Source organism: Halostagnicola sp. A56, from assembly GCF_000691505.1.
Lineage (GTDB): Archaea > Halobacteriota > Halobacteria > Halobacteriales > Natrialbaceae > Halostagnicola.
On the sequence record NZ_JMIP02000014.1, the window covers coordinates 407,035 to 429,121 of the forward strand.

At 59.5% G+C, this 22,087-nt stretch carries 23 protein-coding genes, 2 tRNA genes and 2 pseudogenes; 14 read left to right on the forward strand and 13 right to left on the reverse strand.

Annotated elements, in window-relative coordinates:
* Positions 1-180 (reverse strand): ribbon-helix-helix domain-containing protein, encoded by a 180-nt coding sequence (locus EL22_RS03845; RefSeq protein ID WP_049953285.1) that lies wholly within the window; start codon positions 178-180, stop codon positions 1-3.
* Between the two features lie 180 nt (positions 181-360).
* Positions 361-960 (reverse strand): zinc ribbon domain-containing protein, encoded by a 600-nt coding sequence (locus EL22_RS03850; RefSeq protein ID WP_050050235.1) that lies wholly within the window; start codon positions 958-960, stop codon positions 361-363.
* Between the two features lie 123 nt (positions 961-1,083).
* Here EL22_RS03850 and EL22_RS03855 point away from each other — a divergent pair.
* Both EL22_RS03855 and EL22_RS03860 read left to right on the forward strand, forming a co-directional pair.
* Positions 1,084-1,157: transfer RNA gene (locus EL22_RS03855), tRNA-Tyr, on the forward strand.
* A gap of 335 nt (positions 1,158-1,492) precedes the next feature.
* The gene (locus tag EL22_RS03860) at positions 1,493-1,786 is read left to right on the forward strand and encodes a hypothetical protein (RefSeq protein ID WP_050050236.1); all 294 of its coding nucleotides are present in this window, start codon (positions 1,493-1,495) and stop codon (positions 1,784-1,786) included.
* Between the two features lie 985 nt (positions 1,787-2,771).
* Here EL22_RS03860 and EL22_RS03865 read toward each other — a convergent pair.
* From EL22_RS03865 to EL22_RS03875, 3 genes are all read right to left on the reverse strand, one after another.
* Positions 2,772-5,651, reverse strand: a complete 2,880-nt coding sequence (locus EL22_RS03865; RefSeq protein WP_082146655.1) for an FAD-binding and (Fe-S)-binding domain-containing protein — start codon at positions 5,649-5,651, stop codon at positions 2,772-2,774.
* 162 nt (positions 5,652-5,813) lie between these two features.
* Positions 5,814-6,224 carry a hypothetical protein gene (locus EL22_RS03870; protein WP_050050237.1) on the reverse strand — a complete coding sequence of 137 codons (411 nt, stop codon included), beginning with the start codon at positions 6,222-6,224 and terminating at the stop codon, positions 5,814-5,816.
* A gap of 279 nt (positions 6,225-6,503) precedes the next feature.
* The gene (locus EL22_RS03875) at positions 6,504-7,181 is read right to left on the reverse strand and encodes an IS6 family transposase (protein ID WP_082146656.1); all 678 of its coding nucleotides are present in this window, start codon (positions 7,179-7,181) and stop codon (positions 6,504-6,506) included.
* 208 nt (positions 7,182-7,389) lie between these two features.
* Here EL22_RS03875 and EL22_RS03880 point away from each other — a divergent pair.
* Positions 7,390-8,559: pseudogene (locus EL22_RS03880) on the forward strand (ISH3 family transposase).
* Positions 8,560-8,815: 256 nt separating this feature from the next.
* Here EL22_RS03880 and EL22_RS17010 read toward each other — a convergent pair.
* Positions 8,816-8,980 carry a hypothetical protein gene (locus EL22_RS17010; RefSeq protein ID WP_156184036.1) on the reverse strand — a complete coding sequence of 55 codons (165 nt, stop codon included), beginning with the start codon at positions 8,978-8,980 and terminating at the stop codon, positions 8,816-8,818.
* A gap of 570 nt (positions 8,981-9,550) precedes the next feature.
* Between EL22_RS17010 and EL22_RS03885 the strand changes: the two genes are divergently transcribed.
* The 5 genes and pseudogenes from EL22_RS03885 to EL22_RS18930 all read left to right on the forward strand — a co-directional run bounded on the left by EL22_RS03885 (position 9,551) and on the right by EL22_RS18930 (position 12,387).
* Positions 9,551-9,985 carry a VOC family protein gene (locus EL22_RS03885; RefSeq protein WP_197075840.1) on the forward strand — a complete coding sequence of 145 codons (435 nt, stop codon included), beginning with the start codon at positions 9,551-9,553 and terminating at the stop codon, positions 9,983-9,985.
* A gap of 108 nt (positions 9,986-10,093) precedes the next feature.
* Positions 10,094-10,894 (forward strand): UvrD-helicase domain-containing protein, encoded by an 801-nt coding sequence (locus EL22_RS03890; RefSeq protein WP_050050239.1) that lies wholly within the window; start codon positions 10,094-10,096, stop codon positions 10,892-10,894.
* 47 nt (positions 10,895-10,941) lie between these two features.
* The gene (locus EL22_RS03895) at positions 10,942-11,139 is read left to right on the forward strand and encodes a hypothetical protein (protein ID WP_050050240.1); all 198 of its coding nucleotides are present in this window, start codon (positions 10,942-10,944) and stop codon (positions 11,137-11,139) included.
* An 84-nt stretch (positions 11,140-11,223) separates the two neighbouring features.
* Positions 11,224-11,499: pseudogene (locus tag EL22_RS18925) on the forward strand (UvrD-helicase domain-containing protein); the annotation flags it as partial.
* Positions 11,500-11,766: 267 nt separating this feature from the next.
* Entirely contained in the window at positions 11,767-12,387 is a 621-nt protein-coding gene (locus EL22_RS18930) for a 3'-5' exonuclease (RefSeq protein WP_255349659.1), read from the forward strand.
* A 228-nt stretch (positions 12,388-12,615) separates the two neighbouring features.
* On the opposite strand, the gene EL22_RS03905 is transcribed toward EL22_RS18930, so the two are convergent.
* From EL22_RS03905 to EL22_RS18935, 3 genes are all read right to left on the reverse strand, one after another.
* A tRNA-Lys gene (locus EL22_RS03905) sits at positions 12,616-12,689 on the reverse strand.
* A 66-nt stretch (positions 12,690-12,755) separates the two neighbouring features.
* Positions 12,756-13,487, reverse strand: a complete 732-nt coding sequence (locus tag EL22_RS03910) for a hypothetical protein (RefSeq protein ID WP_050050242.1) — start codon at positions 13,485-13,487, stop codon at positions 12,756-12,758.
* A gap of 50 nt (positions 13,488-13,537) precedes the next feature.
* Positions 13,538-13,669: a hypothetical protein gene (locus EL22_RS18935; protein WP_255349654.1), complete on the reverse strand. Its 132-nt coding sequence runs from the start codon at positions 13,667-13,669 to the stop codon at positions 13,538-13,540.
* Positions 13,670-13,983: 314 nt separating this feature from the next.
* Between EL22_RS18935 and EL22_RS03915 the strand changes: the two genes are divergently transcribed.
* From EL22_RS03915 to EL22_RS03940, 6 genes are all read left to right on the forward strand, one after another.
* A complete protein-coding gene (locus EL22_RS03915; RefSeq protein ID WP_050050243.1) occupies positions 13,984-14,271 on the forward strand; it encodes a DUF6360 family protein in 288 nt (95 codons plus the stop codon).
* Between the two features lie 130 nt (positions 14,272-14,401).
* Positions 14,402-14,878: a ribosomal protein S18-alanine N-acetyltransferase gene (gene rimI / locus EL22_RS03920; protein ID WP_050050244.1), complete on the forward strand. Its 477-nt coding sequence runs from the start codon at positions 14,402-14,404 to the stop codon at positions 14,876-14,878.
* A gap of 141 nt (positions 14,879-15,019) precedes the next feature.
* Positions 15,020-15,436 carry a DUF5810 domain-containing protein gene (locus EL22_RS03925; protein ID WP_050050245.1) on the forward strand — a complete coding sequence of 139 codons (417 nt, stop codon included), beginning with the start codon at positions 15,020-15,022 and terminating at the stop codon, positions 15,434-15,436.
* A 24-nt stretch (positions 15,437-15,460) separates the two neighbouring features.
* Positions 15,461-15,886: a DUF5809 family protein gene (locus tag EL22_RS03930; protein ID WP_050050246.1), complete on the forward strand. Its 426-nt coding sequence runs from the start codon at positions 15,461-15,463 to the stop codon at positions 15,884-15,886.
* A 101-nt stretch (positions 15,887-15,987) separates the two neighbouring features.
* Positions 15,988-16,590 carry an NUDIX hydrolase gene (locus EL22_RS03935; RefSeq protein WP_050050247.1) on the forward strand — a complete coding sequence of 201 codons (603 nt, stop codon included), beginning with the start codon at positions 15,988-15,990 and terminating at the stop codon, positions 16,588-16,590.
* A gap of 54 nt (positions 16,591-16,644) precedes the next feature.
* Positions 16,645-17,013 carry a rhodanese-like domain-containing protein gene (locus EL22_RS03940; RefSeq protein WP_050050248.1) on the forward strand — a complete coding sequence of 123 codons (369 nt, stop codon included), beginning with the start codon at positions 16,645-16,647 and terminating at the stop codon, positions 17,011-17,013.
* Between the two features lie 153 nt (positions 17,014-17,166).
* Here EL22_RS03940 and yciH read toward each other — a convergent pair whose 3' ends face one another.
* The 4 genes from yciH to EL22_RS03960 all read right to left on the reverse strand — a co-directional run bounded on the left by yciH (position 17,167) and on the right by EL22_RS03960 (position 21,856).
* Positions 17,167-17,460 carry a stress response translation initiation inhibitor YciH gene (yciH, locus tag EL22_RS03945; RefSeq protein WP_049953737.1) on the reverse strand — a complete coding sequence of 98 codons (294 nt, stop codon included), beginning with the start codon at positions 17,458-17,460 and terminating at the stop codon, positions 17,167-17,169.
* 69 nt (positions 17,461-17,529) lie between these two features.
* A complete protein-coding gene (locus tag EL22_RS03950; RefSeq protein WP_050050249.1) occupies positions 17,530-19,824 on the reverse strand; it encodes a DUF3488 and transglutaminase-like domain-containing protein in 2,295 nt (764 codons plus the stop codon).
* Entirely contained in the window at positions 19,821-20,882 is a 1,062-nt protein-coding gene (locus EL22_RS03955) for a DUF58 domain-containing protein (RefSeq protein ID WP_050050250.1), read from the reverse strand. The genes EL22_RS03950 and EL22_RS03955 overlap by 4 nt, the downstream gene beginning before the upstream one ends.
* A complete protein-coding gene (locus EL22_RS03960; protein WP_050050251.1) occupies positions 20,879-21,856 on the reverse strand; it encodes a MoxR family ATPase in 978 nt (325 codons plus the stop codon). The genes EL22_RS03955 and EL22_RS03960 overlap by 4 nt, the downstream gene beginning before the upstream one ends.
* Positions 21,857-22,087: the final 231 nt, after the last annotated feature.

Consider the following 22,087-nt stretch of genomic DNA (forward strand, 5'->3'; position numbering starts at 1 on the left):
TTACACCTTCGCCCAGCCGCGTTTGCCCGTCTGGTCGCGACGACCGTTCTGTTGTTCGTTAATCATTTCTCGGACAGCCGACCGGATTGCCTCGCTCCGGTTCGGAAACTCGCCCGAGTCGACCAGCTGTTCGACCTCGTCGATCTGCTGTTCCGGGATTCGCAGTGTCACACGCTCCATTGTTGTATTCCCTCTGGGTAAGACGGCGCGCCCCTGTTAGACGCTTTGTCTTACACAGGAGAGCGGCGTGAAACGCCTGTTTCACGCATTTTGGCCCTCGTGTAAGACGATCGTCTTACGCACATATAGCAATGCTACCCATAGGTAATAAATGTTTTGTCGGACGGGACTATTCGCGTATTACGAATTTCTCGAGTGCTGGCCGTTCGAATCGAGGACGTCCGCCGCGGCCGTCCGACGCCCGCAACCGGGACAGAAACCCCAGTCCGATCGCAGTTCATCGCCACACTCACAGAACAGTCGGTGAGACGCTTTCTCGCCGCAGTTCGGGCAGTAAACGTGGTCTCCCGAGATGGATTCGCCGCACTGGCCACACTGTTGGTCCGTCGAGTTCGGTTCCGTCCGACCCGGGCGTCGAGATTGATGCGGCTGTGTGACAGAATTTCCGACGGCGTCGTTCACGTCCTCTGTCTTACGCGTCTGCGGAGCGTTCTCGAGTGCCACCGTGACGTTTACGTCTTGTGGCTCTCGCTGTTTCCGCTCTGCGAGTCGCTCGTCAAGGAGTTCGTCGACCCGCTCGCGAACGAACTCGTCGATGCTCTCACGAGCCGACTCCTCCCGTGCTGGCTCAGCCTGGGTGATCGTGTCCTGGGACTGAGCCGACGAACCGCCCTCGAGATACGTCCGAAGCGCGTCTCGCATCACCTCGCTTTTCGACGCGTCGAACGTCTCGAGTTCGTCGATGAGCTCGTCGTCGGCACGGAACGTGATCTTGCTCATGAGTGTCTCGATTGGACTCGTATTTCAGGCCCGTCCTTATGAATATTTGCCTTTGTCGGACGACTGTCACACAGCCATCGAATGATAACCCTTATGTCCGTCTCGTCTGCTATGTTCGAGTGCCCGCCCTTAGCTCAGACTGGTAGAGCAGTCGACTGTAGATCGACTTGCCCCCCGTTCAAATCGGGGAGGGCGGACTTTTGTGACGATCAAAACGCGAGCGAAGCGAGCGGCTGGTCGTCACAAAAGGGAATCCTGAGCCGATTTGAACACGGAAGTCGCAGGCCCGCACAGCCGAGCGAAGCGAGGCGAGCAGGAACGTCTTCCATCTGTTCAATCGGGGAGGGCGGACCTTTCTCCCGGTCGAACCGTGGCAGAAGCGGAAAGCGACGTACGAATACGGAATAGCACCGCGACCGGCGGAATCCGGTTTCGGTCTACCCCCCGAAATTACTGAGTGGAACTTGCTCCAAGTTGCACCCCGCCGCAGTCTTGCGAATTTTAGAGTGGAGATTTCCGGGGGTGAATTTTGATGCAGCGCTGGGATACCCAACAGAACGACCAGCGTTGTCTCACGTGCGAGAGTCACGTCACACCGGAGTTCCGTCGCGCCTACGGTGATCGCGACGACCGCGTACACCGCTGTCCGACCTGCGACACTGCGATCAGACTGAGCGAAGGGAGCGCCGCCGGGACAGATATGGATACGAGAGATCCCCTGGAGTACCCCAGCCGGTTCGGGGTTCCGCTCGACGAACTGCCGCCACGGGTTCGATCACTCGTTGACTCTCAGTCCGTCGCGACTGACGGGGGCGAGGACCAGTGAGAGATCACTACGTGGGTGACCCCGAGTGCCGCGCCTACGTGGCCGACGAACTCGGGTACTGCGAGTCTGTCGACCGCGAGCACATACAAGAGGACATCGGCATTCCTTCGCTGTTCCGTGACTCCTATCAGTGCTTCTGGTGCGGTGAGACCGTCGCTCCAGAGGAAACTGAACAACGGGGGAACAATGACAGTCGGTACCGATCTGGCGCAGTACGGTGTGGTGGAGTTGAGAGGGATATTCAAATACTCGTGCGAGAGACAGTGCGTGCATCTCGTATAGTCTGCGTCTGAGAATCGGATGCTAACTACACCCACGATGGTACCAGTAGTCACCGAGATAGGATCGGAGAGTGACCTAACGAACCAATCCTGTGTTTGTTTTGTTATTCATAACTCCCCTGTCATCATTCCTCAATTTCGATACTGGTTATTTCAAATCGTGCTCCGCCATCGGCACCTTCTACGATGTCGATTTCCCAGTCGTGAATGTCAGTAATTCCTTTGTGGTGAACTGCTGGCCATGCTAATTAGCTGTTACTCTCATCCTGTACTCGCGTCGAGATTCCCGTGTTGTTTGCTTTGCTGAATTAATCGTAGTGCTGGCAGATTCAGTACTATCGTCAGTTGCATGCGTTAAGCAGGAACCACATCAACACATTCACCAAGGATGTGACGTTCACTAACTCTATAGAACGGTTTAGAATCTCTTCCGTTTTGACTGACTCCTGCGATATAGTATTATTACCTATCAATTTAGTGGTGGAGTTGGAAACGCAGAGCATAAACCTAAACAGCTGCGATTTTCTACCATGTCTGCTTCATCTTCTGCCTGAAGATGGAAGTATTCAGCCCACAGTGATTCTAGTACCACACAGAATGCACCGGTCGCCTACCCATTCACTGTAGAATAACTACCAAACGAATCGGTGAGGCGAACGATCTGGAGTTGGGTTGATATGGTATTGCTCGCTGAGCCGAGTATGTCAGTCGTTGCTATTGGACCGCTCAAGTAACGCTGCTAGTACCTCGAGGGGATGGTGTGTCTCGATGTCCCTGTCTGCGAGCTGCTGGTTGCAGGAGGCACCGGTTATGACGATGAGATCAGCCTCGGCAGCGTCGATTTTCGATTCAAGGTCGTCACCGATCGTCATCGAGAGTTCGTAGTGTTCGGTCTCGTAGCCGAACGCACCGGCCATCCCACAACAGGTCGTATCCAACGGCTGGACGTCGTAGCCGGCTTCACGGAGCAATTCGATCGGGGTACTATTCCAGCCTTTTGCCTTCGAGTGGCAATGTCCGTGGAAGGCGACGGTAGCCTCTCCGCTGTCTGGGAAGTCGATCTCGCCGGCGCGGATGCGATCTACGAGGAACGCAGGCACCGTTTCCGTTGTCTCAGGGATGTTTATGGTGTCCTCGAGTAAGTCATCGTACTCTTTGAACGCGCTCACGCAGGATGGTTCGACGCCAATGATCGACACATCTCGTTCGACGTACTCGGCAAGTGTTTCGACGTTCTGTCGTGCATAGCCGCGAGCCTTCTCGATGAGCCCTTGCGAGAGCGGCGCTCGCCCACAACAGGCCACGTCCGGAACTTCGACTGCGTACCCGAGCGATTCGAGAAGGTGAACGGACGCTTTGCCGACTGCCGTATGGTTGTATCCCATATAGCAGTCCGGAAAGAGCGCGACCGTCCCGTTCTCGCCAGCGTTTGGATGTGGTTCGTGAGCGGCGAACCAGTCGGGGAACGGTTCGGCTGCAAAATCTGGAAGCGTCCGTCGTCGGTCGATCCCCAAGACAGCCTCGGCGATGCGACGACCAGGACCAAATTCCTTGAGACGGTTTGCGATCGGCGAAAACTTGGACCCAAGACGGTTGAGCGTACGGACGTTCCCAAACAGGCGTGCGCGAAGTGGAACGCCGTTCGTCCGGTGCTGTTGGTGTTTCGCTTCCGTTTTCAGTTTGGCCATATCGACGCCGGTCGGACACTCAGTTTCACATGCTTTACAGGAGATACACAGATCGAGTACTTCCTCTTGGAAGTGATCGCTCGTGAGTGTCTTTTCGTTGAGATCACCGTTTATCGCTGCTCTGAGCATATTCGCCCGACCTCGCGTGCTGGCAAGCTCGTCGTCCGTTCCACGGAAGGTCGGACACATAACGCCGCCGTCCGACGTGCGACACTTCGAGCAGCCGTTGCACTGCTCGACAAGCGATCTAAACCCCTCTTCTGCACTGAAATCGAGCGCCGTATCGACGGTTTCTGGGTCGTATCCTTCATACCGCAGATTTTCGTCGACTTTCGCGAGAGTGCCGTCCGAAGCGGGGACGACCTTTGTCGGATTGAACACGTCGTCGGGATCGAAGGCGTGTTTGATCTCACGAAACGCATTATAAAGTTTGTCACCGTACATCTCTGGGAGATGCTCGGAGCGAAGCCGTCCGTCACCGTGTTCCCCAGAAACAGAGCCACCGACCTCAAGGACGATCTCGTGAACGCTCTCCGAAACGAACCGGAGTCGTTCACGGTCATGTTCCGTCTTCAGATTCAGGAACGGTTTAATGTGGAGTACTCCCTGTCCAGCGTGACCGAAGACGCTCGCTTGAAGGTCGTGCTCTCGGAGAACATTACCCACGCGCTCGAGATACGTCGGGAGACGGGCAGGTGGGACCGCCGCATCTTCGATGAACGACAGCGCCTGTTCGTCACCAGGTTGTCGGTTCAAAAGCGGATTGGAAGCTTTGCGCACCTTCCAGAGATCGGCCATCTCCTCCTCGTCGAACGCACGCTCGATGTCGATCGTTTCGGATGTCCGGGCAGCCGACACAACCGTCTCGAGGTCGTCGCACTGGTTTGTATGGGTAGTCTCGATTTCCAGTAGGAGCGCGGCTTCAGCACTTTCGGGCACGATATCGAACCCCCAGGCGTCTCGAGCGTAGCCGAGGACGGCGTCGTCAATGAGTTCCACTGCACTTGGATCCGTCTCGAGCACAGTAGTCACAGCGTCGGCAGCGGCGATCAGATCATCGTAGAACACGAGCGAGACAGCACGCGTCTCAGGACGATCGATAAGCTGTAACGTCGCTTCGGTGATTATCGCAAGCGTCCCCTCGCTCCCGGAGACAAGTTGCGAAAGGTCGACCCACGAGCCGTCCGGCGCGACGCTCGTTTCGAGATCGTACCCACTGGAGTTTCGATCGACGTCCGGATACTGCGTCTCGATTTCGTCGGCGTGTTCGCGTGCGAGTTGGCGAACCACGCGATGGACCTCCCCGACCCGCTCGTCGTGTTCACAGACCGTTTCGAGTTCCCCGTCGTCCCGCCGGTAAAACTTAACGAGAGACCCGTCTGCAAGCACACACTCGAGTCGCTGAACGTACTCTCGAGTCGTACCGTGTTTGACCGAGTGCGGACCAGCGGCGTTGTTGGCGATCATTCCGCCGATGGTACACGTACTTGAGGTCGACGGATCGGGAGCGAGGTAAAGACCGTCCTCCTCGAGGAAGTCGTTCAACTCGTCGAGAACGACACCCGGCTGGACGGTCACAGTTTTCGCGTCGGGATCGACGTCAACGATCTGGTCCATGTACTGCGAACAGTCCAGGACGATCCCTTCACCGATGGCATTGCCGGTCAGGCTCGAGCCTGCACCACGGGCTATGACACTTGATCCCTGTCGGTGAGCGAAGTCGACAACTCGCTGAATGTCTTCGCGGTTCCGAGGGAAAGCGACACCTGCAGGTCGTTGCTGATAGATACTCGCATCTGTCGAGTAGAGGGTGCGTGTGGTCTCACCGAAGTCAATTTCGCCGTCGAGCTGTTCGCTGAGCGACGGAGACGTGGTTTGGGGGATATCAGTACTCATGATTAGCGACGTTCAGGTTCTGGTGGGCATTCGTCTGCTCTCTGGGTTTCGGTTCAAACTCGACCGCGACTGAACTGTCTCCCATCCAGTCGTTCATGTGGGTTGGATGACTCGAGAACGCGATACAGTTCTCTGGCCGGTTACGATTTGGATGTACCGGACTCACGTAGTTTCATCTCCTGTGTCTGCAAAGTGGTTTCGAACGTTTTGTTCGAACGCATCGCTCGTCACCTGATAGCGGGTGTATCCTGCGGGTTCGCGTTCACGGTCGACGGTGAATATCTGTTCGTCATCAATGTAGACACCCCAAGAATCGCGGTATTCGACACCAACGCCCATGAAGCGAATTTCGGCATCGTACTCCGATTGTAACTGGTCGACAACTGGAGGTGTGATGACATCATCGGCGAACCGCGGTGGCTGATAGGCAGGAAGGTCGTGTTCCTGGAACTCTTCGATGGCTTCAGACCACCAGACTGGCAACTGCTCGATGTGCTCATCCGAGTCTTTTGGCTCCAGTTCCCAGAGTTGTTCCGCAGCGTCGGGATCGTATTCGTCTTTTGTAATTTCCATGTGTTTAGTATGTTCCATTGACAGAATCTGTTGCCCGCGTCTTGGTATGGATTCTGTATGAAAACGTCAGTAACTGATCAACACCTAGCTCAGCTCACAACTATTGACGATCTTGATTTCGTTACTGATCTTCTACGTTATTCACCCTTCGGGCCCACTCTCGAGGACGAACTCGACGCGTCTGCAGAGGATTAGCCGCTTTTCCAACGAACTTTCCCATCAGGTATTTTATAGAGATACAAGGGTTTGGACGTGGTTAAACGCTAGAGACGGCACTGCCTAGTTTAGCACCTCCGCTGACGTCTGTCCATTGAGTGATTGATGCGGTCGTTGTGTATTATAATAGTGTACAAACTGTTCAAGCCAGTCTCTGACGCTCGCCCGACTGCCCACCCATGAATTATGGAAGCGGTCAACTCGCATCTTGAGGGTGTGAAACCGCTTTTCGATCAAATTTCGATCAACGTAGTCGAGTTGACCGCCCAACCTCAATCGAGAGAGGGCAGTCAGATAGCCATAGCAATCGACGAGAAACACCGTGTCGTCAAGGTCGTGTTTCTTGGTTACTCGGTGCAGAGACGCAGCAGCTGGATCGGTTCCTCGCCGTCCAAACACTACGACATTAAGAATCATCCATGAGTCGAGATCTATTGCAGCGTATACCCAAGGCCAGTCGCCGTTGATCTTGACAGCGGTCTCATCAACTGCGACCCGCGAGGGCGAAGCCCTCGGCGGGTCTGGAACGCTGTCAGCCAGCCGATGTACCCAGTACCAGATTGCTTGATGAGAGCGTTCGACGCCGACCAAGCGCAGAATTGCTTGTGTCTCTCGGATCGAACAACCGGTCGAATGGAGCCGGACGGCGAACACCCTAGCGAGCGTCGCCGTCCGCTCACGCTCCCAACATTCATCAAATTCCGCCGTGTAGCTCTTCCTGAGCAGGTCTGAGAGCAACATTCCAAACTAATTCTACGGCCTGCTGGTTCCTCAAACTACGCTAACTAGACGGTGCCCTAGAGACCAACTCTACAGATATTTTATCAGGTAAACCGACTACAGCAATGGGAGTCTGCACTGGATACGGGGTTCCGAAGGGAGCAATCCCATGAAAGAACAACTCCAGTACTTCACAAAGCCGTTAGTTCAGAGGTCCGCTTGCTGAGTTGTGTCCAACGATCAGCAACAAGCGGACGGTAAAATCCACGAAGAACAGTTCCTTAACTTTCTCGTTAACGTTCTCACCAGTGCTTTCACGCTAGACCTTGATGAGAACGCAGAAATCGACCCAGAGGACATCTTCGAGGTCCTCGTCGGCGCGATCGCCGACGGGACCTCGATCTCCTCACTCTGAGAGAAGAGTGAAGACGCTCCCTCTGGCAATGATGTCCTCTATCACCTTCGCTCCAAGTTCGACCTCGAAACCGTCGAATCTACCGGAAACACGCTCCTCCAACAGGATGTTCTCGAAACCCTCCCTAAGCAGGTGGAGGTCTGCAACGACCTCCACCTACGCCCCTACTACGGTGATGAAGACGAGACAGATGGCCTCTACTACAACGAGGCCAAAGCAGGAACGACTGCGTTCCACGCCTACGCCACGCTCTACGCACGCGTGAACAACAAGCGATACACCTTGGCGGTGCGCAGTCTCACCGACGGCGACACCACCAGCGACGTCCTTGCTGCGTTCCTTGGACTCCTCGACAACTTTGAGTTCGGCGTCAAAGCGGTCTATCTTGACAGCGGCTTCTACGACAACAAGTGTCTCACGTTGCTCTAAGCGCACAATTTCGCGTACATCGTCCCGGTCATTTCGTGGGGCAAGGAGATCAAGACCGAACTCAACACGGGTTGGAGTCGTGAAATCGTGGACGAACCAACGTCATCCTACGGCGAGCACGAGTGGACCGTCGAATTCCCGGTGATGATCGATTGTACCTACAAGAACGGGCGGTATGATGAGCACGGGGTGGCGCGTCACGGCTACGCCGTTGACGCGCTGTTCATCGATGAACCTCGACAGGCGCGATCCCATTACAGCAAACGCTTCGGAATCGAAGCGAGCTACCGGCTCTCCGAGTCAACGATCATCTCGACGACGACGCAAGACCCCACGAGACGGCTGTTGATCGTCGTACTCAGACTACTGATTCAGAATGTCTGGCGGTACTTGCACTGGGAGTATGTGACGACGCCCCGCCGAGGCAGGCGTCGCCTCCGGTGGTGGCCCTTCGAAGAGTTTATTGACATGGTGACATGGGCAGCGTGGACGGCCCTTTCAGTGCGTCGGACCGTCCCCGTGAATCGACCACCGGACGACCGATTTCACCGGTAACTGGTGACCGTTCATCACCCGATACATATACGCGAGCGATTACTTGACATTGACCGTCTCAGCGATGTAGTCACGAATAAGCGCAGGTGTCCACGTCGGCTCCTCATAGCCAGCCTCCGATGGCGACGCCGTCAGCGTTGCCGTCAGTTCTGTCCACCGATCGGCGGTGAGATGAGTCGATTGACCGGGTCGAGCGAGGTCGCCGAGCGCGGTGAGATTGCGCTCGGCGACGGTGTCAGGCCAATCGTACCGTTTGTTAGGGGAAACCGAGCAACTTCTCAATCTTTGCCGGTGATTGTCCCTGTCGATACAGCAGCGCACTTATAAATCGTTTAATCACTTTCCCATCAGTTTCCGTGCGCAGTTGCGCCAGCAACTGCTCCTCATCGACACTATCCAACTTACCGCCCCACGTCGTCATGAGACTCTCTACGCGTCCTGAGGATATGAACTAGTCTGCTGATCCTATGAGACATCCTCAACGAACGTCCTGTACGTCCGAAGATACTCTCGTGGTGCCGTGTCTTCATCGAGCCTATGTGTATACAGGACGTCAAGATAGTCTGTATATAGCCGTTACAGTATCTGTGAAAGCTCTTCTCGAAGATGGCGTCTACTCAGATCCTCTCAGTTTAAAGTGGGTTGCCCGATCTTGCTAGCAATTATAAATTCACTCCGATCACGATCGGATACCCATTCGCCAATCCACGTTTCACTTTGATCATTGCCATACCAGTTTGAAGTACCCTCCACGTTCTACACAGGTATCTCTAGTAACTGTTTAGCTACTTTCTTTGATACACCACTGTCCGGGGTTCTTCCGCCGCTGAACCGCTATTTCCTTAGCGATCGTTCACTTACGCGGATTCCAGACTCGCCGAGATATACGTCATCGAGTGGTATACCGTAACAAAATTCCCCAATCAAATAAATCCCCTCCCGTCGTGGGAAAGAATTATGTTTAAAGGCGACTTGGGTGTGAATGTACAACATGAACATCGAAGCTGAACACTACGGTGTAAACGTCGCTGATATAGATCGGTCAATCGAGTTTTATCGAGACGTCCTTGGTTTTGAGCTTGCAGAGCAATTTTCGGCTGATGGCGAAAAACAGGGAGAACTCATCGGGGTCCCCCAGGCAACCGGGGAATTAGCCTTTATTGACACTGGAACCTTCCAAATTGAACTGATAGAGTATGATACTCCTCCAAATGATCGAATTTATGATTCGGTCGACATGCACGACATTGGTATCACTCACCTTTGTTTCGAGGTAGAGAATGTTGACAGTTGGCACAAAAAACTTAAAGATGACGTCGAATTCGAGACAAATCCACTCATCCTTGAAGGAGGCGTCAAAATCGCATACTTCTATGACCCTGACGGAAATCAACTTGAGCTCCTTGAGACAGATGTCAATCAATGATACCTGGGTGATGAGTGCGCGATTACGAACTGGCCGTTTCGCTATTCGGAAAAGGACCTCGATAGATTGTCCGAAATACGAGAAACAGTACAGTCAATTTCGAAACGAGTGCGGAGTTACAACGCCGAGTTCGTCGAGCAGGAACTCGAGCGGTACGCACATCTCGTTACGGATGTCGACGAGATGGGACACGATCTCAACGAAGATCAGCAGAAAGCAATCGTTCGAGACGACGAGTACAACCAGGTCATCGCTGGGGTTGGAACCGGTAAGACGCTCGTTCTCACGCACCGGATTGCCTATTTGATCGAGCGTGGAGTCAACCCGGAGCGAATCGTCGCGATCACGCTCACTAACGAAGCGACAGATGAGATACAGGACCGTCTCGAGGACCGATTCGGTATCACCGACGTCGAGGTACACACGATTCACGGGTTCGCGAACGCAATCGCACGCGAGGCGCGTACGGGTCGCGTCGACGTGATCACAGACCACCAGCGGACCAACATTGTCGAGGAGGTACTTCGGGAGAAGACGTCGGAAGGCGGTACCGACTTTGCCCGGCACTATCGACAATTCTTGGCGAACTATCAGACCGAGGTGCCAGAGCTGGGCGAGTTCGAATCACGAGCGGCGTACGTCGAAGCGGTATCTGAGCGATCCTACGAGACGCTTGCTGGCGAGGAGGTCGCCTCACAGGCTGAGAAGACGATTGCGGATTTCTGTTCACCCACGACGTCGAGTATCGGTACGAGGCGATCGCCGAGTGGGCAGAGACGGCCGACGACAAGGGTGGATACTATCCAGACTTCTATCTTCCCGCGTACGATATCTACATCGAGCATTGGGGAATCGACGAGGACGGCGATGTCGCGCCGTGGTTCTCGTGGTCGAGTGCGGAGTACGTAGCAGAACTCGAGTGGGCTCGAGCGCAGTTTGCCACCAGCGAGTATCGGGTGATCGAGACCTACGACTTCGAATACTGGGGTGGACGAGTAGAGCGCGCACTGAAGCATCGTCTCTCCGAACACGACGTGGTCCTTGAGCCGATGGACTCCGACGAGCTAGTCGAGTACGTTCTCGGTCCGTACGAGCGAAAGCGCCAGATCGTCGACCTGTTTTCGGAATTCATCGACACCGCCGCTACCTTTTAGACGACGCCCAGGCAGGTTCTCGACCGCCTCCCGCGTGCGAATCGACGAACGTATCACTTCGGTCGGTGTGGTGCGACTCTCCTTGCGGAGTACGAGATTGCGAAGGCGCGAAACAGTCAGATCGATTTCGACGACATGATCTCCAACGCCGTCGACGCCGTAGTGGAGGATCCCGACCGATTTCGGGATCAGTATGACCACCTGCTCGTCGACGAATTTCAGGATGTCTCTCTCGGTCAAATCGAGTTACTTCAGGCGTTTACCGACGGCGACGATGCGCCCCACCTGTTTTGTGTCGGCGACGACTGGCAGAGCATTTACGGGTTTCGCGGGGCCGTCATCGAGTATTTCGTCGACTTCGAGGAGTACTTTGGTTCCGCGGCGATCACCGAACTCGAGGAGACCTATCGGTGCCTGGAGACGGTACTCGAGGCGAGCACCGATCTGATCGCGAACAACGCCGACCAGATCGACAAGGACCCCATCGCCTGCAGCGGCCGCGATACGACGCCTCGAGTGCACACGATAGCGGGCACCGACGACCGGCAGTACGCAATCCGGGTCGGAGAGTACGCCGCGACTCTCGTCGAGGAGTATCTCGAGGCTCGGAGCGATCCGAACGACGTCATGATCCTCTCTCGATACGATAGCGGTGCCGACTTCGTGAACCGGGTTACGTCCGCGCTCGAGGATCGTGGGATCCCGTACGATGGCAAAGACGACGCGGATTCGTTCCGTCCACCGGATACACCACGCGCGGGTCGCGGGGCAGATGACGGCGGTGTCTCGGTGTTTTCGGCCCATCAGGCCAAGGGGCGGGAAGCGCCACACGTTATTTTACTCCACGTCGCCGCGGGTGCGGATGGGTTCTCACCCGATGTACGAAACGACGAGTTGTTGGATCTGGCCCGCGACGTGCGTGCGAGCGAGGGGACCGAAGAGCGATGCCTCTTTTACGTCGCGGTGACGCGGTCGGAATCGACGCTCGATCTGTTGACGAGGTCAGGCGAGGAATCGGTGTTTCTCGAGGAGATTGGGGCCCACGTTTCCCGGCCGACGGGGGTCGCTGATCCGGGGAGGTCGGTTCGAAAATCACGGTTACGGCCAGGATTAGGCAACTGTGGGATGAGACGTCCGCGAGCCAGGCACACGCGGGGATCCTCGAGGACTGGAGCGGTCGGATCAAATTCGTCGCGTGGGAGAACACCTCCCCACCGGACGTACAAGTCGATGCTCGCTACCGCCTGACGGCCCTCGAGGTCGTCTCCTTTAACGGGCGCAAAGAACTGCATTTTACGAGCGAAACGATAGTCGAACTGCTTCAGTGATTCTCAAGTCCTCGATCGCTCGATTCTGTGACCGCGATGTCCCCGGTCGAATCGCGAGCGCGCTCTCGCTGTGTACGATGTTCTGTAGACGTCCCTGCGTTCAAATCGCGGCGGCCGTTTCACTCCTCACGTCTGTTCGTCGTGAAAACGGGCCGGGCGCGATTTGAACACGCGACCGTCTGGTTAAAAGCCAGACGCTCTGCCAAACTGAGCTACCGGCCCCGTAACTGGTACTATCGCCGAGCAGTGGTTAAACGTTTCTTTCTCCGATGGTGATCCGCTCCGAACTCACTCGAGAGATTCCGCAAGTGCGTCCGCGACGAGCTCGCCGACGGGTCGGCCCTCGAGCGACGCCTGCTGTCGCAGGTCGCGATAGAGGATCGGTGGGAGCGTCAACTCGAGCGTTCCCAGGTGGACGTCGTACTGGGCGAGCGCCTGGTCGATCGGCGTCCCGTCGTTGACCGCGCTCGCGACGCTTCGGACTTCCCTGACGGTGAGGTCGCCGTCGAGCGTGGCCCAGGCCAAAAGTAGGCGAGATTCGCCGGAAACGCGTGCGATGTGTTTTGCCGCGGTCGGAGCGATCTGTCCGAGCGCGACCTGTCGACGAACCGATCGAGGGAGGTCGTGGACGCGAGCCCACTTTCGGATGAACGAAACGGTGGCGGTTTCGTCCTCGTCGTCGGTCCCCCGTGATTCCCCTTCGAGGCCGTCTCGGGCCCGTTTTGCGGCGGCTTTGTATGATCCTTCGCCGCGGACGAGCGCCGCGCAGGCGGCGGCACCGCGAAGCATGTCGAGGTGGTCGCCTGCGGTGTTGCCGGCCGCGAACTGCCTGACCGTTTCGGCGGCGTCGGCGAGGCTGTCGGGGTCGTCCGGGTCGAACTGAACCGCTCGCTCGGCGCGGGTTCCGGCGACGGATTCGTCACCGCGGATGACGGGCGCTCCGACGGGCGATTTGCGGTCCGTCGGGACTGATCGATCGGTCCCGTCCTGTCGGTTTTCGCCGCGCCGATTATCGCTCATATCAACGTAGTAGGAATCTGGCCGTCAAAAAGTCCCTGTTCCGATAGTGCTTACTCGTCGCGCTCTTCGGCGAGGTGCTCCCAGATTTCCGTACATCCCGCGCCGACTTCGACGTCGTCGAGGTGGCTGTCGTCGCGTTCGTCGTCCTCTGCTGGCTCTGTCGCGCACTCGGTTTTAGTCATGGTATCCCTCCGTCACGTCTGTTCGCCGCGAAACACTGCCCGGCGCGCGCTCTCGTCTCCCGCGCTTCGTTCTCGATTCGAGGTTCATGACACACGATATGAGCGACACAGCCATAAGTTCGCTTTCGGGTGCAAGCGATACCCGTACTCCTTTGTGGCGGAAAGGATGGCCGCTATCTTGGTTCCGATATCTCGCCCGAAAGTGCCTCGAGTCGTGCGATTTCGGCTGTACTGTCCGTCATCAGATCGTCGCGGCACGCCCGAATTCGCTCCGAGTCGCGTCGGCTAAGTGATTTCAGCGTGATATCCGAGGTATGTCGAACCGTTTGCTCTCCGTTACTGCGCACACGACGTTAGATTACGTCGAGGCGCTCGCGACCGGCTACGAGTTCGAATTCGACTCGGTCGGCGTAGTCAACGCGACGACTGATCGAGAGGATCCAACGGCGGTACAGCTACAGATCGAACTGGACAACCGGACGGAAGAACACGTTCCGAAGCACGTAGTCGAACTCCAGTTAGAGCCCGATCAGGCGCGGACGCTGGCGGGCGAACTCGAGGACCACGCCGCGCGCGTCGAGGACGGAACCGCTGACACATAGGTTCGTTTCGAACGAGGCGTCGCTGCCAGCGCTGATATCCGGCCGGGAGCGTGCCGACGTTGGACAGTTCGAACGGGGACGCCGACCGCTCGACGGTTCGTTTTTATGGTTCGCTGTGAAACGTCCGTGCATGACGGCCCCTGTTCCAGAGGGGGGCGATAGCCTCTCGATCCGACCGGCCCGCCGGGCGGATCTGCTGGCGATCGTCCGGATCGAGAACGCCTCGTTTTCTCAGCCCTGGCCCCACGACGCGTTCGAGACGTTTCTCGGCGAGCCGGGGTTTCTGGTCGCGGTCGACGAGACCCGAACGATCGTCGGGTATATCGTCTCCGACGTGACACCGAACTACGGCCGCAATCTGGGCCACGTCAAGGACATCGCGGTGCATCCCGACTATCGGGAGTCGGGCGTCGGCTCGGCGCTGCTCACTCGAGCGCTGTCCGTGCTCGGCGCGTACGATGCGGACTCGATCAAACTCGAGGTACGGCCGTCCAACGAGTCTGCGAGACGGTTGTACCGCTCGTTCGGATTCGACCCGCTTCGCCGCGTGCCGGGGTACTATGACGACGACGAGGACGCTATCGTAATGATTTACGAACTCCGGTGAGCCGACGACTCGAAGTGTCACCACGTTCGCTGTCTCCGTACCCGAGCGACGTCGCCGTCAACCCGGGTATCCGAGCGGATGGGACTCTGTCGGCGAATCGGAGACGTGGCGACTTTACCCCTGGCTGCCGTACGGCCGGTCATGGGATATGCCTGTCCGGTCTGTTCGACGGAGGAAGCCGACGGCGTTCACCTGGCGAATCACTTCGCCGTGACCGCGTCGCTGGGGCGGGAGGACCACCTCGAGTGGCTCGAGCACCACGCGCCCGACTGGAACGAACGGAGTCCCGAGCAGCTCGCCGAAATCGTCACTGAACACGCGCGAGAAGTCGAGACGCCCGAATTCGAAGCGGGAGCCGATCACGGCCGATCGCCGTCACTCGAGGACGAACTGGCGGCCCAGTCCCGTCGCTCCGGTCGCGGATCGATGACCCAGGAGCCGAGTCCGGAGGCTCAGGGCGCACTCGAGGAGGCCCGCGAACTGACCCGGCAGCGATACGAGTCCACCGAATCGGCCGACGACGAGACGTCTGCCGAATCGGACAACGAAACCCCCTAACCGTCCGCGTTCGTCCCCTCTCCTATGTACACGACTGGTTCGTTTTCCCCTGACTCGATCGATGCGGCGCGCGAACGCTACGAGAGCCTCGGCCCTGCGGCCCAGACCGTCGTCCGCGAGGTCACCAGGGCGATGGCGTTCGACAGGGAGGAGTACGACGACCGCGTCTCGAGCGAGGTCGTCGAGACCGCGCGAGACGCCCTCTTCGCGAGCATGCTCTCGGTTCGTGTCGGCACGCGCGAGGAGTACGCCGAGTGGCTCGAGGACTATGCGGGCGAGGTGACCGAGGCGGGCCACGAGTCCGTCGACTCCGTCGTCTGGCATGCGGGTCCCGACGGCGAGGCCGTCGCCGCGACCTTCCAGAACGAGGAGGACGCGGCGATTGGGACCCTTCGCAGACAGGCGTTCGGCCGCCTGTATCGCGACCGATTGGATCGCCGCTCCTCGTAGCACCCCATCTCGATCGCGACCGCTACCCCATCGTGATCGCCATACCTCGAAACCCATCGGAAACGGCATCTATTACCGCCTCGAGTGCCCAGTCGCGTTCGATGAGCGAGCCAGACGAGTCATCTCACCCGTCCGTTCCGGCGGGGTGGGATGTCGTTGAGCGCGAACTCGAGTACGAAACCGGCTGGTACGACGGCGGATACGATCTGGTCGAACAGCCCGACGGGAGCGAGAAACGCTACTACTGGGCGGAGTTGCCGCCGGCGGTCGTCGTCGTGGCGAAGATCGACGGGACCGCCGTCGGTTCGAGCGGGGACGACGCCGCGGGCGACCGCCTGCTGTTCGTTGAGCAGTATCGGCCGGCGATCCGAGAGCACCACCTCGAGTTGCCCGCCGGGATCGTCGAAGACGGCGAGTCCTACACGGAAGCCGCGACGCGCGAACTCGAAGAGGAGACGGGCTTCGTGCCCGAGACGACGGCACTCTTACAGGAATACGCCGTCGCGACGGGCGTGTTGAACCACGATCGGGCGGTCGTCTACGCCGATGGCCTCGTTCCCGGCGAGCGCGAACTCGATAGCAACGAGTTCCTCGAGGTGACGTCGATGCCGGTCGAGAAAGCCCTCGAGCGGGCTCGCGAGCAGCCGGCCAACGACTCGACGATCAGCGCGCTGTTGTTGGCTCGGGCGGACGGCCTGCTGTAGGTGCGCTCGCGTCGACCCGTGATCTTATTCGGTCCGAGCGATAACACCCGACCGATGGACGGCGAGATCTCAACCGACGAACTCCGAGACCTTCTCGAGGCCGATGCCGACGTTCGGGTCGTCGATATTCGCGACGAGCGTAGTTTCGAGCACAGCCACATTCCCGGCAGCGAAAACGTCCCGTTCCGCGAACTCTCGAGTCGCATCGAGGAGTTCGAAGACGCCGATCGCATCGTGACGGTCTGTCCGCACGGGAAAGCGAGCATCCAGGCCGCAAAACTCATCGGCTCTTACGAGGGCAGCGCCGACGCGACCGTCGAGAGCATGGAAGGCGGCCTCGAGGAGTACGGACTGAAGCATGGACTCGTTTCGGAATCGTCCGCGAGCGACGAGGCGACTGCCGGCACCGAATCTCCGTTTTGATTCGCTTCGACGGCCGTTTGATTGGCGTTGGCGGTGACATCGGGAATTAGTTATGCCAGTCCCGTCGCTGTCGCGACACGGTTCTGCGGAGAAAATCGGACGGTAACGAAGCGATACGGGTTTGTCGTGTTTCGGGGGTCGTCTCAGATCATCCTATGCGACGTTGAAGCCGCGATCTCGAAGGAAATCCTCGATTCGGCCCGAGTGATTCCCTTGTAGTTCAATCTGGCTGTCTTCGACTGTGCCGCCACAGGCGAATTTCGATTTGAGATCCGACGACAGACTGTCGAGGTCGACGTCTTTCGGATCGAATCCCTGGATGATCGTTACCTCCTTACCGTATCTGCGCTCGTCAATGCGGATCGTAAGTTGCTGCTGGCCCTTGGCGACGTCCTCGCAGACGCAGAGCTCTTCGGGCAGCCCGCACGTCGAGCAGACTTCCGACATTACGTTCACCTGTACGAAAGCGGCATATTAAACACTATCGGGACCGCCCCTCCCTCGAGCGGTTCTTTTTCAGTGATCGTCGCTCGTCGTGCCCGAATCGCCGACCATTGGGAGTCGTTCCCGCGCCAGTTCGTCGACGAGATCGATCGCCTCGTCGGCCCGCTCGCGACTGACAGTTCCGCGGTAGGTCGCCAACTCGTAGGTCTCGCTGACCCGCTCGACGCGCGGATCGAGGTCGACATCCTCCTCGAGCGCGGCGAGGTACTCCCGCGTCGACTCGCTCTCCCGCCGCGGCCGGTACGACCGCTCGAGAAGCACCTCGAGTCGCCGATAGGCGCGAACGGCGTCGGCCGCCGGTGTCTTTCGGGAGCCGTGCCAGTAGAGGTGGGCCGTCTGACTCACGTACGAACCGACCCCGCTCCGGTGGGCACCCGCGACGACCGCGACCAGTGCAGAGAGCCCGATCGCGAGCGTCTCGAACGAAAGCGACGAGAGAAGTCCTCCCTCGTTTTCGGCGTTCGTATCGGTATTTTCCTCACCAACGCCGCCGGGGGTGGAGGGGCTTTGGCTCCCGTTCGATTCGTTCGGCTGCTCGGACTCGTTCGTTTCGGAAGTGTTCTCCTTCGGCTGTTCGGACTCGTTCCCCGTGTCGGGCTCCGTCGAGTCCGGATCGTCGTCCGGTTCCTCGTCTTCGATCGGCACGTCTTCGCTCTGGTCCGTGTCGATCCCGCTCTGACCGCTCTCGCGTGCGTCCTGTATGGCGTCGGCGTTGGCTCCCTGCCGGTCTCCCGGCGGCGTCGGATCGAACGTGACCCAGCCGTGGTCTGGGAAGTAGACCTCGACCCAGGCGTGTGAGTCCAACCCACGGACGACCCACTCGTCGTCGTCGACCTGCTGGCCCGCCCCGTAACCGGTCACGTACCGCGCGGGAACGTCCTCAGCCCGAAGCATCTGAGTCATCGCCGTCGCGAAGTAGACGCAGTAGCCCTCGTCCATCTCGAGGAGGAACTTCTCCGCGACGTTGCCCGACGGTTTCTCGACGTCGAGCGAGTAGCCCTTACTGGATCGAAGGTGGGATTCGATCGCGCTCGCCTTCTCGTAGGGAGTGTCCGCATCCGCGACGATCGACGCCGTTTCAGCCTCGAACGCCGCGGCGGTGCTTTCGGGTAGCTGGCGGTACTCGCTATCGCGAATTTCGGCCGGGTAGTCCGTTCCGGCTGTCCGCAGCGCCGCCGGTTCGGGGTCGACGACGGCGCTCTCGACCGCGTAACTATCCTGCTCGAGCAGCGTTTCGGTGGGGTGGAGCTGGCCGTGATCGGACACCTCCGCGGCCGAGACGGTGTCACTTTCGACCGACAGCGGCTGGGCGGCCGTCGGCATCGTCTGTATCTCCGTCTCGAGGTCGATCTCTTGGACGAGCGTCTCGTACTCGCCCGGCGGCGACTCGAGCCGGCCGTCGTACGGCGACATCGACCCGGTTCGGATCCAGCCGTCTCCCGTGAACCGATCGTAGACGCCAGTCCGCCAGTACGTCGGCTCGTCGACCGTCGCCGTGAACCTGACTTCGGGGGAGAGATCGACCGGGCCGCCGATATCGGACTGGCTCGGCGAGCCGTCGATCGCGCCCTCGAGCGTGCTCGGGCCGCCGACGTCGCGGAAGGCCGGACCGCCGTTCTCTCCGCCAGGAACGGCCGTGACCGACAGCGAGAGCGCGATCATGAGCGCGAACGCGATCGCGAGGATGTCCGCCTGTGCGATCGAGCCGCCGCGGCGAGCGAGTTCGCCGAACGCGACGGCCGCGATGCCCCCGAGCGTTCCAAGCAGGGTGACCGGTATCGCGGCGTTTCCGGTCAGGACCAGAAACAACAGCGCGAACCCGCCGGGAACGACGCTCCAGACGTATCGCTTTCGCATCGCGAGGTACCACGAGAGAAAGACCGGTCCGGGGACGAATCCGAACGCCCACGTTCCGGCTTCGACCATCCTGAGTATCGACAGTCCCGTCGCGAGGGTGAACGCGTCCGAAAGGAGCCTGTCCCAGGCCGCGATCGCGACGCCGAGTTCGATGCCCGCGGCGCTCAGGTAGTATGCGAACCCGCCGACGGCAGCGACCAGCGCCGCGAGCGCCGCGGTCCGCGGTCGAATCGTGTACGCGAGGACGGTCGCGGCGACCATCGACGCGACGGCGAGCGCCAGCAACGTCTGCGAACCGCCGACGACCGAGGTGACTTCCTGATGAAGCACTCGTACGTACGACGCCGTCAGAACGCCGACCCCGCCGAGTGCGAGCGCCCGGAACGAGCGCTGTCCGACCGCCCCGTCGAGGTCGATCGATGCGGCCCGCCGCTCGGATCGCGAACTCACGAGCGAACCTCCAGGGGCTCGCCGTCGGTTTCGGCCGGTCGAGTCCCACCGACGGTTCTCTCGCTCCTCGAGGGGCGTCCGCGAAGTCGATCGAACGAAATCTCGCGTCCGTCGACGAGAACGGTCGTCCCAGTGGTATCGCTCCGGATCAGCACGTCGGCGTCCGCCGTCGCTCGCTCGTCGAGTTCGCCTGCTTCGACGACGGCGAGTGCTCGCAGCATCGCCCGCTGGTGCGCTCGTCCGGTCGCGGGCGCTCTGGTCGCTTCGGGCAGGACGACTCCGACGGGGACGCCCAGCTCGAGGAGGTACGTCCCGACACTGGCGACCGCCGCGGCCGTCTCGTCCTCGTATCCGGGCGGACACTCGGCCGCAATCGAGATCGAGCCTCGATCGTCGCCGTCGGCGAACTCCTTGACGATCAACTCGTCGTCGGGTCGTTTCGCCGCTGACTTCCAGTGTACGTCCCGGAACGAGTCGCCGCGAACGTACTCTCTGAGGTGGTCGAACTCCTCGCGGTGCTCGCGGTCTGTGGCCGCCGCGAGCGCCTGTAACTCGGGACGCGAGTCCTCGGCGAGGTCGTAGACGTTCGGGAAGACGAGCACGGACGTCGTCTGATCGTCCTCGAAGCGGCGTCTCACCAGGCCGAGCAGGTCGGTAACGACGACCGAGATCGGACCGACCGCGTGTTCGCCGCGAGCCTCGAGGCGAACGTCGTACCGGAATCGCTCCGACGCGGATATCGTGGTTTCCGCTACGTTCCCGGCATCGACGACGGCGAGTCTGTCCGCGTCGACGCGGTCGGTGACGGTCGCGGAGACCGGAGCGTTCGATTCGACGACCGTCTCGACCGGCCGCGTTTCGCCGACGAATCCGGCTTCGATCGGCGTTCGCGTGACCGTCGGGGCGTCGATTCGAGCCACCGTTACCGCCGCCGTGAGGAGCGCGATCGCCAGCGGAAAGACGATCGCGCTCAGCGATCGACTGCCGTACTGCCACGCCATGAGCCACGAGACCGCGAGAGTAGCGACGACGGCGACGCCGCGACGCGTCGGTCTCATTCGACCGGCACGGTCTCGAGCGCGCGTTCGACGACGCTCTCACCGTCTCGATCTCGATCTCTCGTTCGGATGCGGTGGCTCAGGACGACCGGTGCGACGCGTTTGATGTCGTCCGGAACGACGTACCCCCGTCCCTGGCTCACCGCGCGGGCCTGTGCCGCGCGCGTCAGCGAGATCGTCCCGCGGGGACTGACGCCGATGTGGGCGTGCTCGCGCGTGTAGCCCGCCAGTCGCGTTGCATACTCTCGTGTGGGTTTCTCGACGGTCGCATTCGCCACCGTCTCGCGGGCTCGAACGATCGTTTCGAGGTCGGTGACCGGCTCGAGCGATTCGATCGGGTGGTGACCGACGGTCCGCTCGAGCATGTCCGATTCTTCATCGGGGTCGGGATACCCCAGATGGAGTTTCTTCATGAACCGGTCGACCTCCGCGAACGGGAGTTCGTAGGTCCGATCCGGTTCGATGGCGTTCTGGGTCGCGATGACGGTAAACGGCGTCGGGAGCCGGCGGGTCGTCCCGTCGACGGTGACCTGTCCTTCTTCCATGGCCTCGAGCAGCGCCGACTGGGTCTTCGGCGGGGCGCGGTTGATCTCGTCGCCGAGGACGATGTTGGCGAAGACGGGGCCGGATCGAAACTCGAACTCGCGGCGTTTCTGGTTGAAGACGTTCACGCCCGTCACGTCGGCGGGAAGCAGGTCGGGGGTGAACTGGACGCGGCTGAACTCGCAGTCGATCGAGGTCGAAATCGAGCGAGCGAGCATCGTCTTGCCGACGCCGGGAACGTCCTCGAGCAGGGCGTGACCGCGGCCGAGGATCGTCGTGATGACGTGAGAGATCACCTCGTCGTGACCGACGATGACGCGGCCGACGTTCTCGTGAATCTCCGTACAGAGGGCGGCGACGGTATCGACCGGGAGGGACTCTGGCGGCTGCTGGCCGCGTTCGCTTCGAGCGGTTGAGTTTGTGTTGGGCATGTATCTGGCGAGAGTGGTGCGGAGACCGCGATCGGATCGTTGGTGTCTCTGCGTCGGTCACCCGTATATGTTTTGTGACGATCAGATTCCAGTCGGAACTCGGCGCTCGGGTCGCGGTCGGGTTTACGTATCCAATACGTCCACGTCGCCCCAGATATAGCTAGTCCTCGAGGCGGATTCGACGTTCGATCCCAGGATACACCGCTAGCTCTACGGCCGTGAATACTCGAA

Coding starts and splice junctions, on each gene's coding strand:
- EL22_RS03850 (WP_050050235.1), bottom strand. CDS start 960: ATGAGCAAGATCACGTTCCGTGCCGACGACGAGCTCATCGACGAACTC.
- EL22_RS17010 (WP_156184036.1), bottom strand. CDS start 8,980: ATGACGACGTGGGGCGGTAAGTTGGATAGTGTCGATGAGGAGCAGTTG.
- EL22_RS03875 (WP_082146656.1), bottom strand. CDS start 7,181: ATGTTGCTCTCAGACCTGCTCAGGAAGAGCTACACGGCGGAATTTGAT.
- EL22_RS03935 (WP_050050247.1), top strand. CDS start 15,988: ATGAGCGAGCCAGACGAGTCATCTCACCCGTCCGTTCCGGCGGGGTGG.
- EL22_RS18935 (WP_255349654.1), bottom strand. CDS start 13,669: ATGACTAAAACCGAGTGCGCGACAGAGCCAGCAGAGGACGACGAACGC.
- EL22_RS03960 (WP_050050251.1), bottom strand. CDS start 21,856: ATGCCCAACACAAACTCAACCGCTCGAAGCGAACGCGGCCAGCAGCCG.
- EL22_RS03925 (WP_050050245.1), top strand. CDS start 15,020: ATGGGATATGCCTGTCCGGTCTGTTCGACGGAGGAAGCCGACGGCGTT.
- EL22_RS03865 (WP_082146655.1), bottom strand. CDS start 5,651: ATGAGTACTGATATCCCCCAAACCACGTCTCCGTCGCTCAGCGAACAG.
- EL22_RS03930 (WP_050050246.1), top strand. CDS start 15,461: ATGTACACGACTGGTTCGTTTTCCCCTGACTCGATCGATGCGGCGCGC.
- EL22_RS03915 (WP_050050243.1), top strand. CDS start 13,984: ATGTCGAACCGTTTGCTCTCCGTTACTGCGCACACGACGTTAGATTAC.
- EL22_RS18930 (WP_255349659.1), top strand. CDS start 11,767: ATGATCCTCTCTCGATACGATAGCGGTGCCGACTTCGTGAACCGGGTT.
- EL22_RS03870 (WP_050050237.1), bottom strand. CDS start 6,224: ATGGAAATTACAAAAGACGAATACGATCCCGACGCTGCGGAACAACTC.
- EL22_RS03845 (WP_049953285.1), bottom strand. CDS start 180: ATGGAGCGTGTGACACTGCGAATCCCGGAACAGCAGATCGACGAGGTC.
- rimI (WP_050050244.1), top strand. CDS start 14,402: ATGACGGCCCCTGTTCCAGAGGGGGGCGATAGCCTCTCGATCCGACCG.
- yciH (WP_049953737.1), bottom strand. CDS start 17,460: ATGTCGGAAGTCTGCTCGACGTGCGGGCTGCCCGAAGAGCTCTGCGTC.
- EL22_RS03910 (WP_050050242.1), bottom strand. CDS start 13,487: ATGAGCGATAATCGGCGCGGCGAAAACCGACAGGACGGGACCGATCGA.
- EL22_RS03860 (WP_050050236.1), top strand. CDS start 1,493: ATGCAGCGCTGGGATACCCAACAGAACGACCAGCGTTGTCTCACGTGC.
- EL22_RS03955 (WP_050050250.1), bottom strand. CDS start 20,882: ATGAGACCGACGCGTCGCGGCGTCGCCGTCGTCGCTACTCTCGCGGTC.
- EL22_RS03885 (WP_197075840.1), top strand. CDS start 9,551: ATGAACATCGAAGCTGAACACTACGGTGTAAACGTCGCTGATATAGAT.
- EL22_RS03940 (WP_050050248.1), top strand. CDS start 16,645: ATGGACGGCGAGATCTCAACCGACGAACTCCGAGACCTTCTCGAGGCC.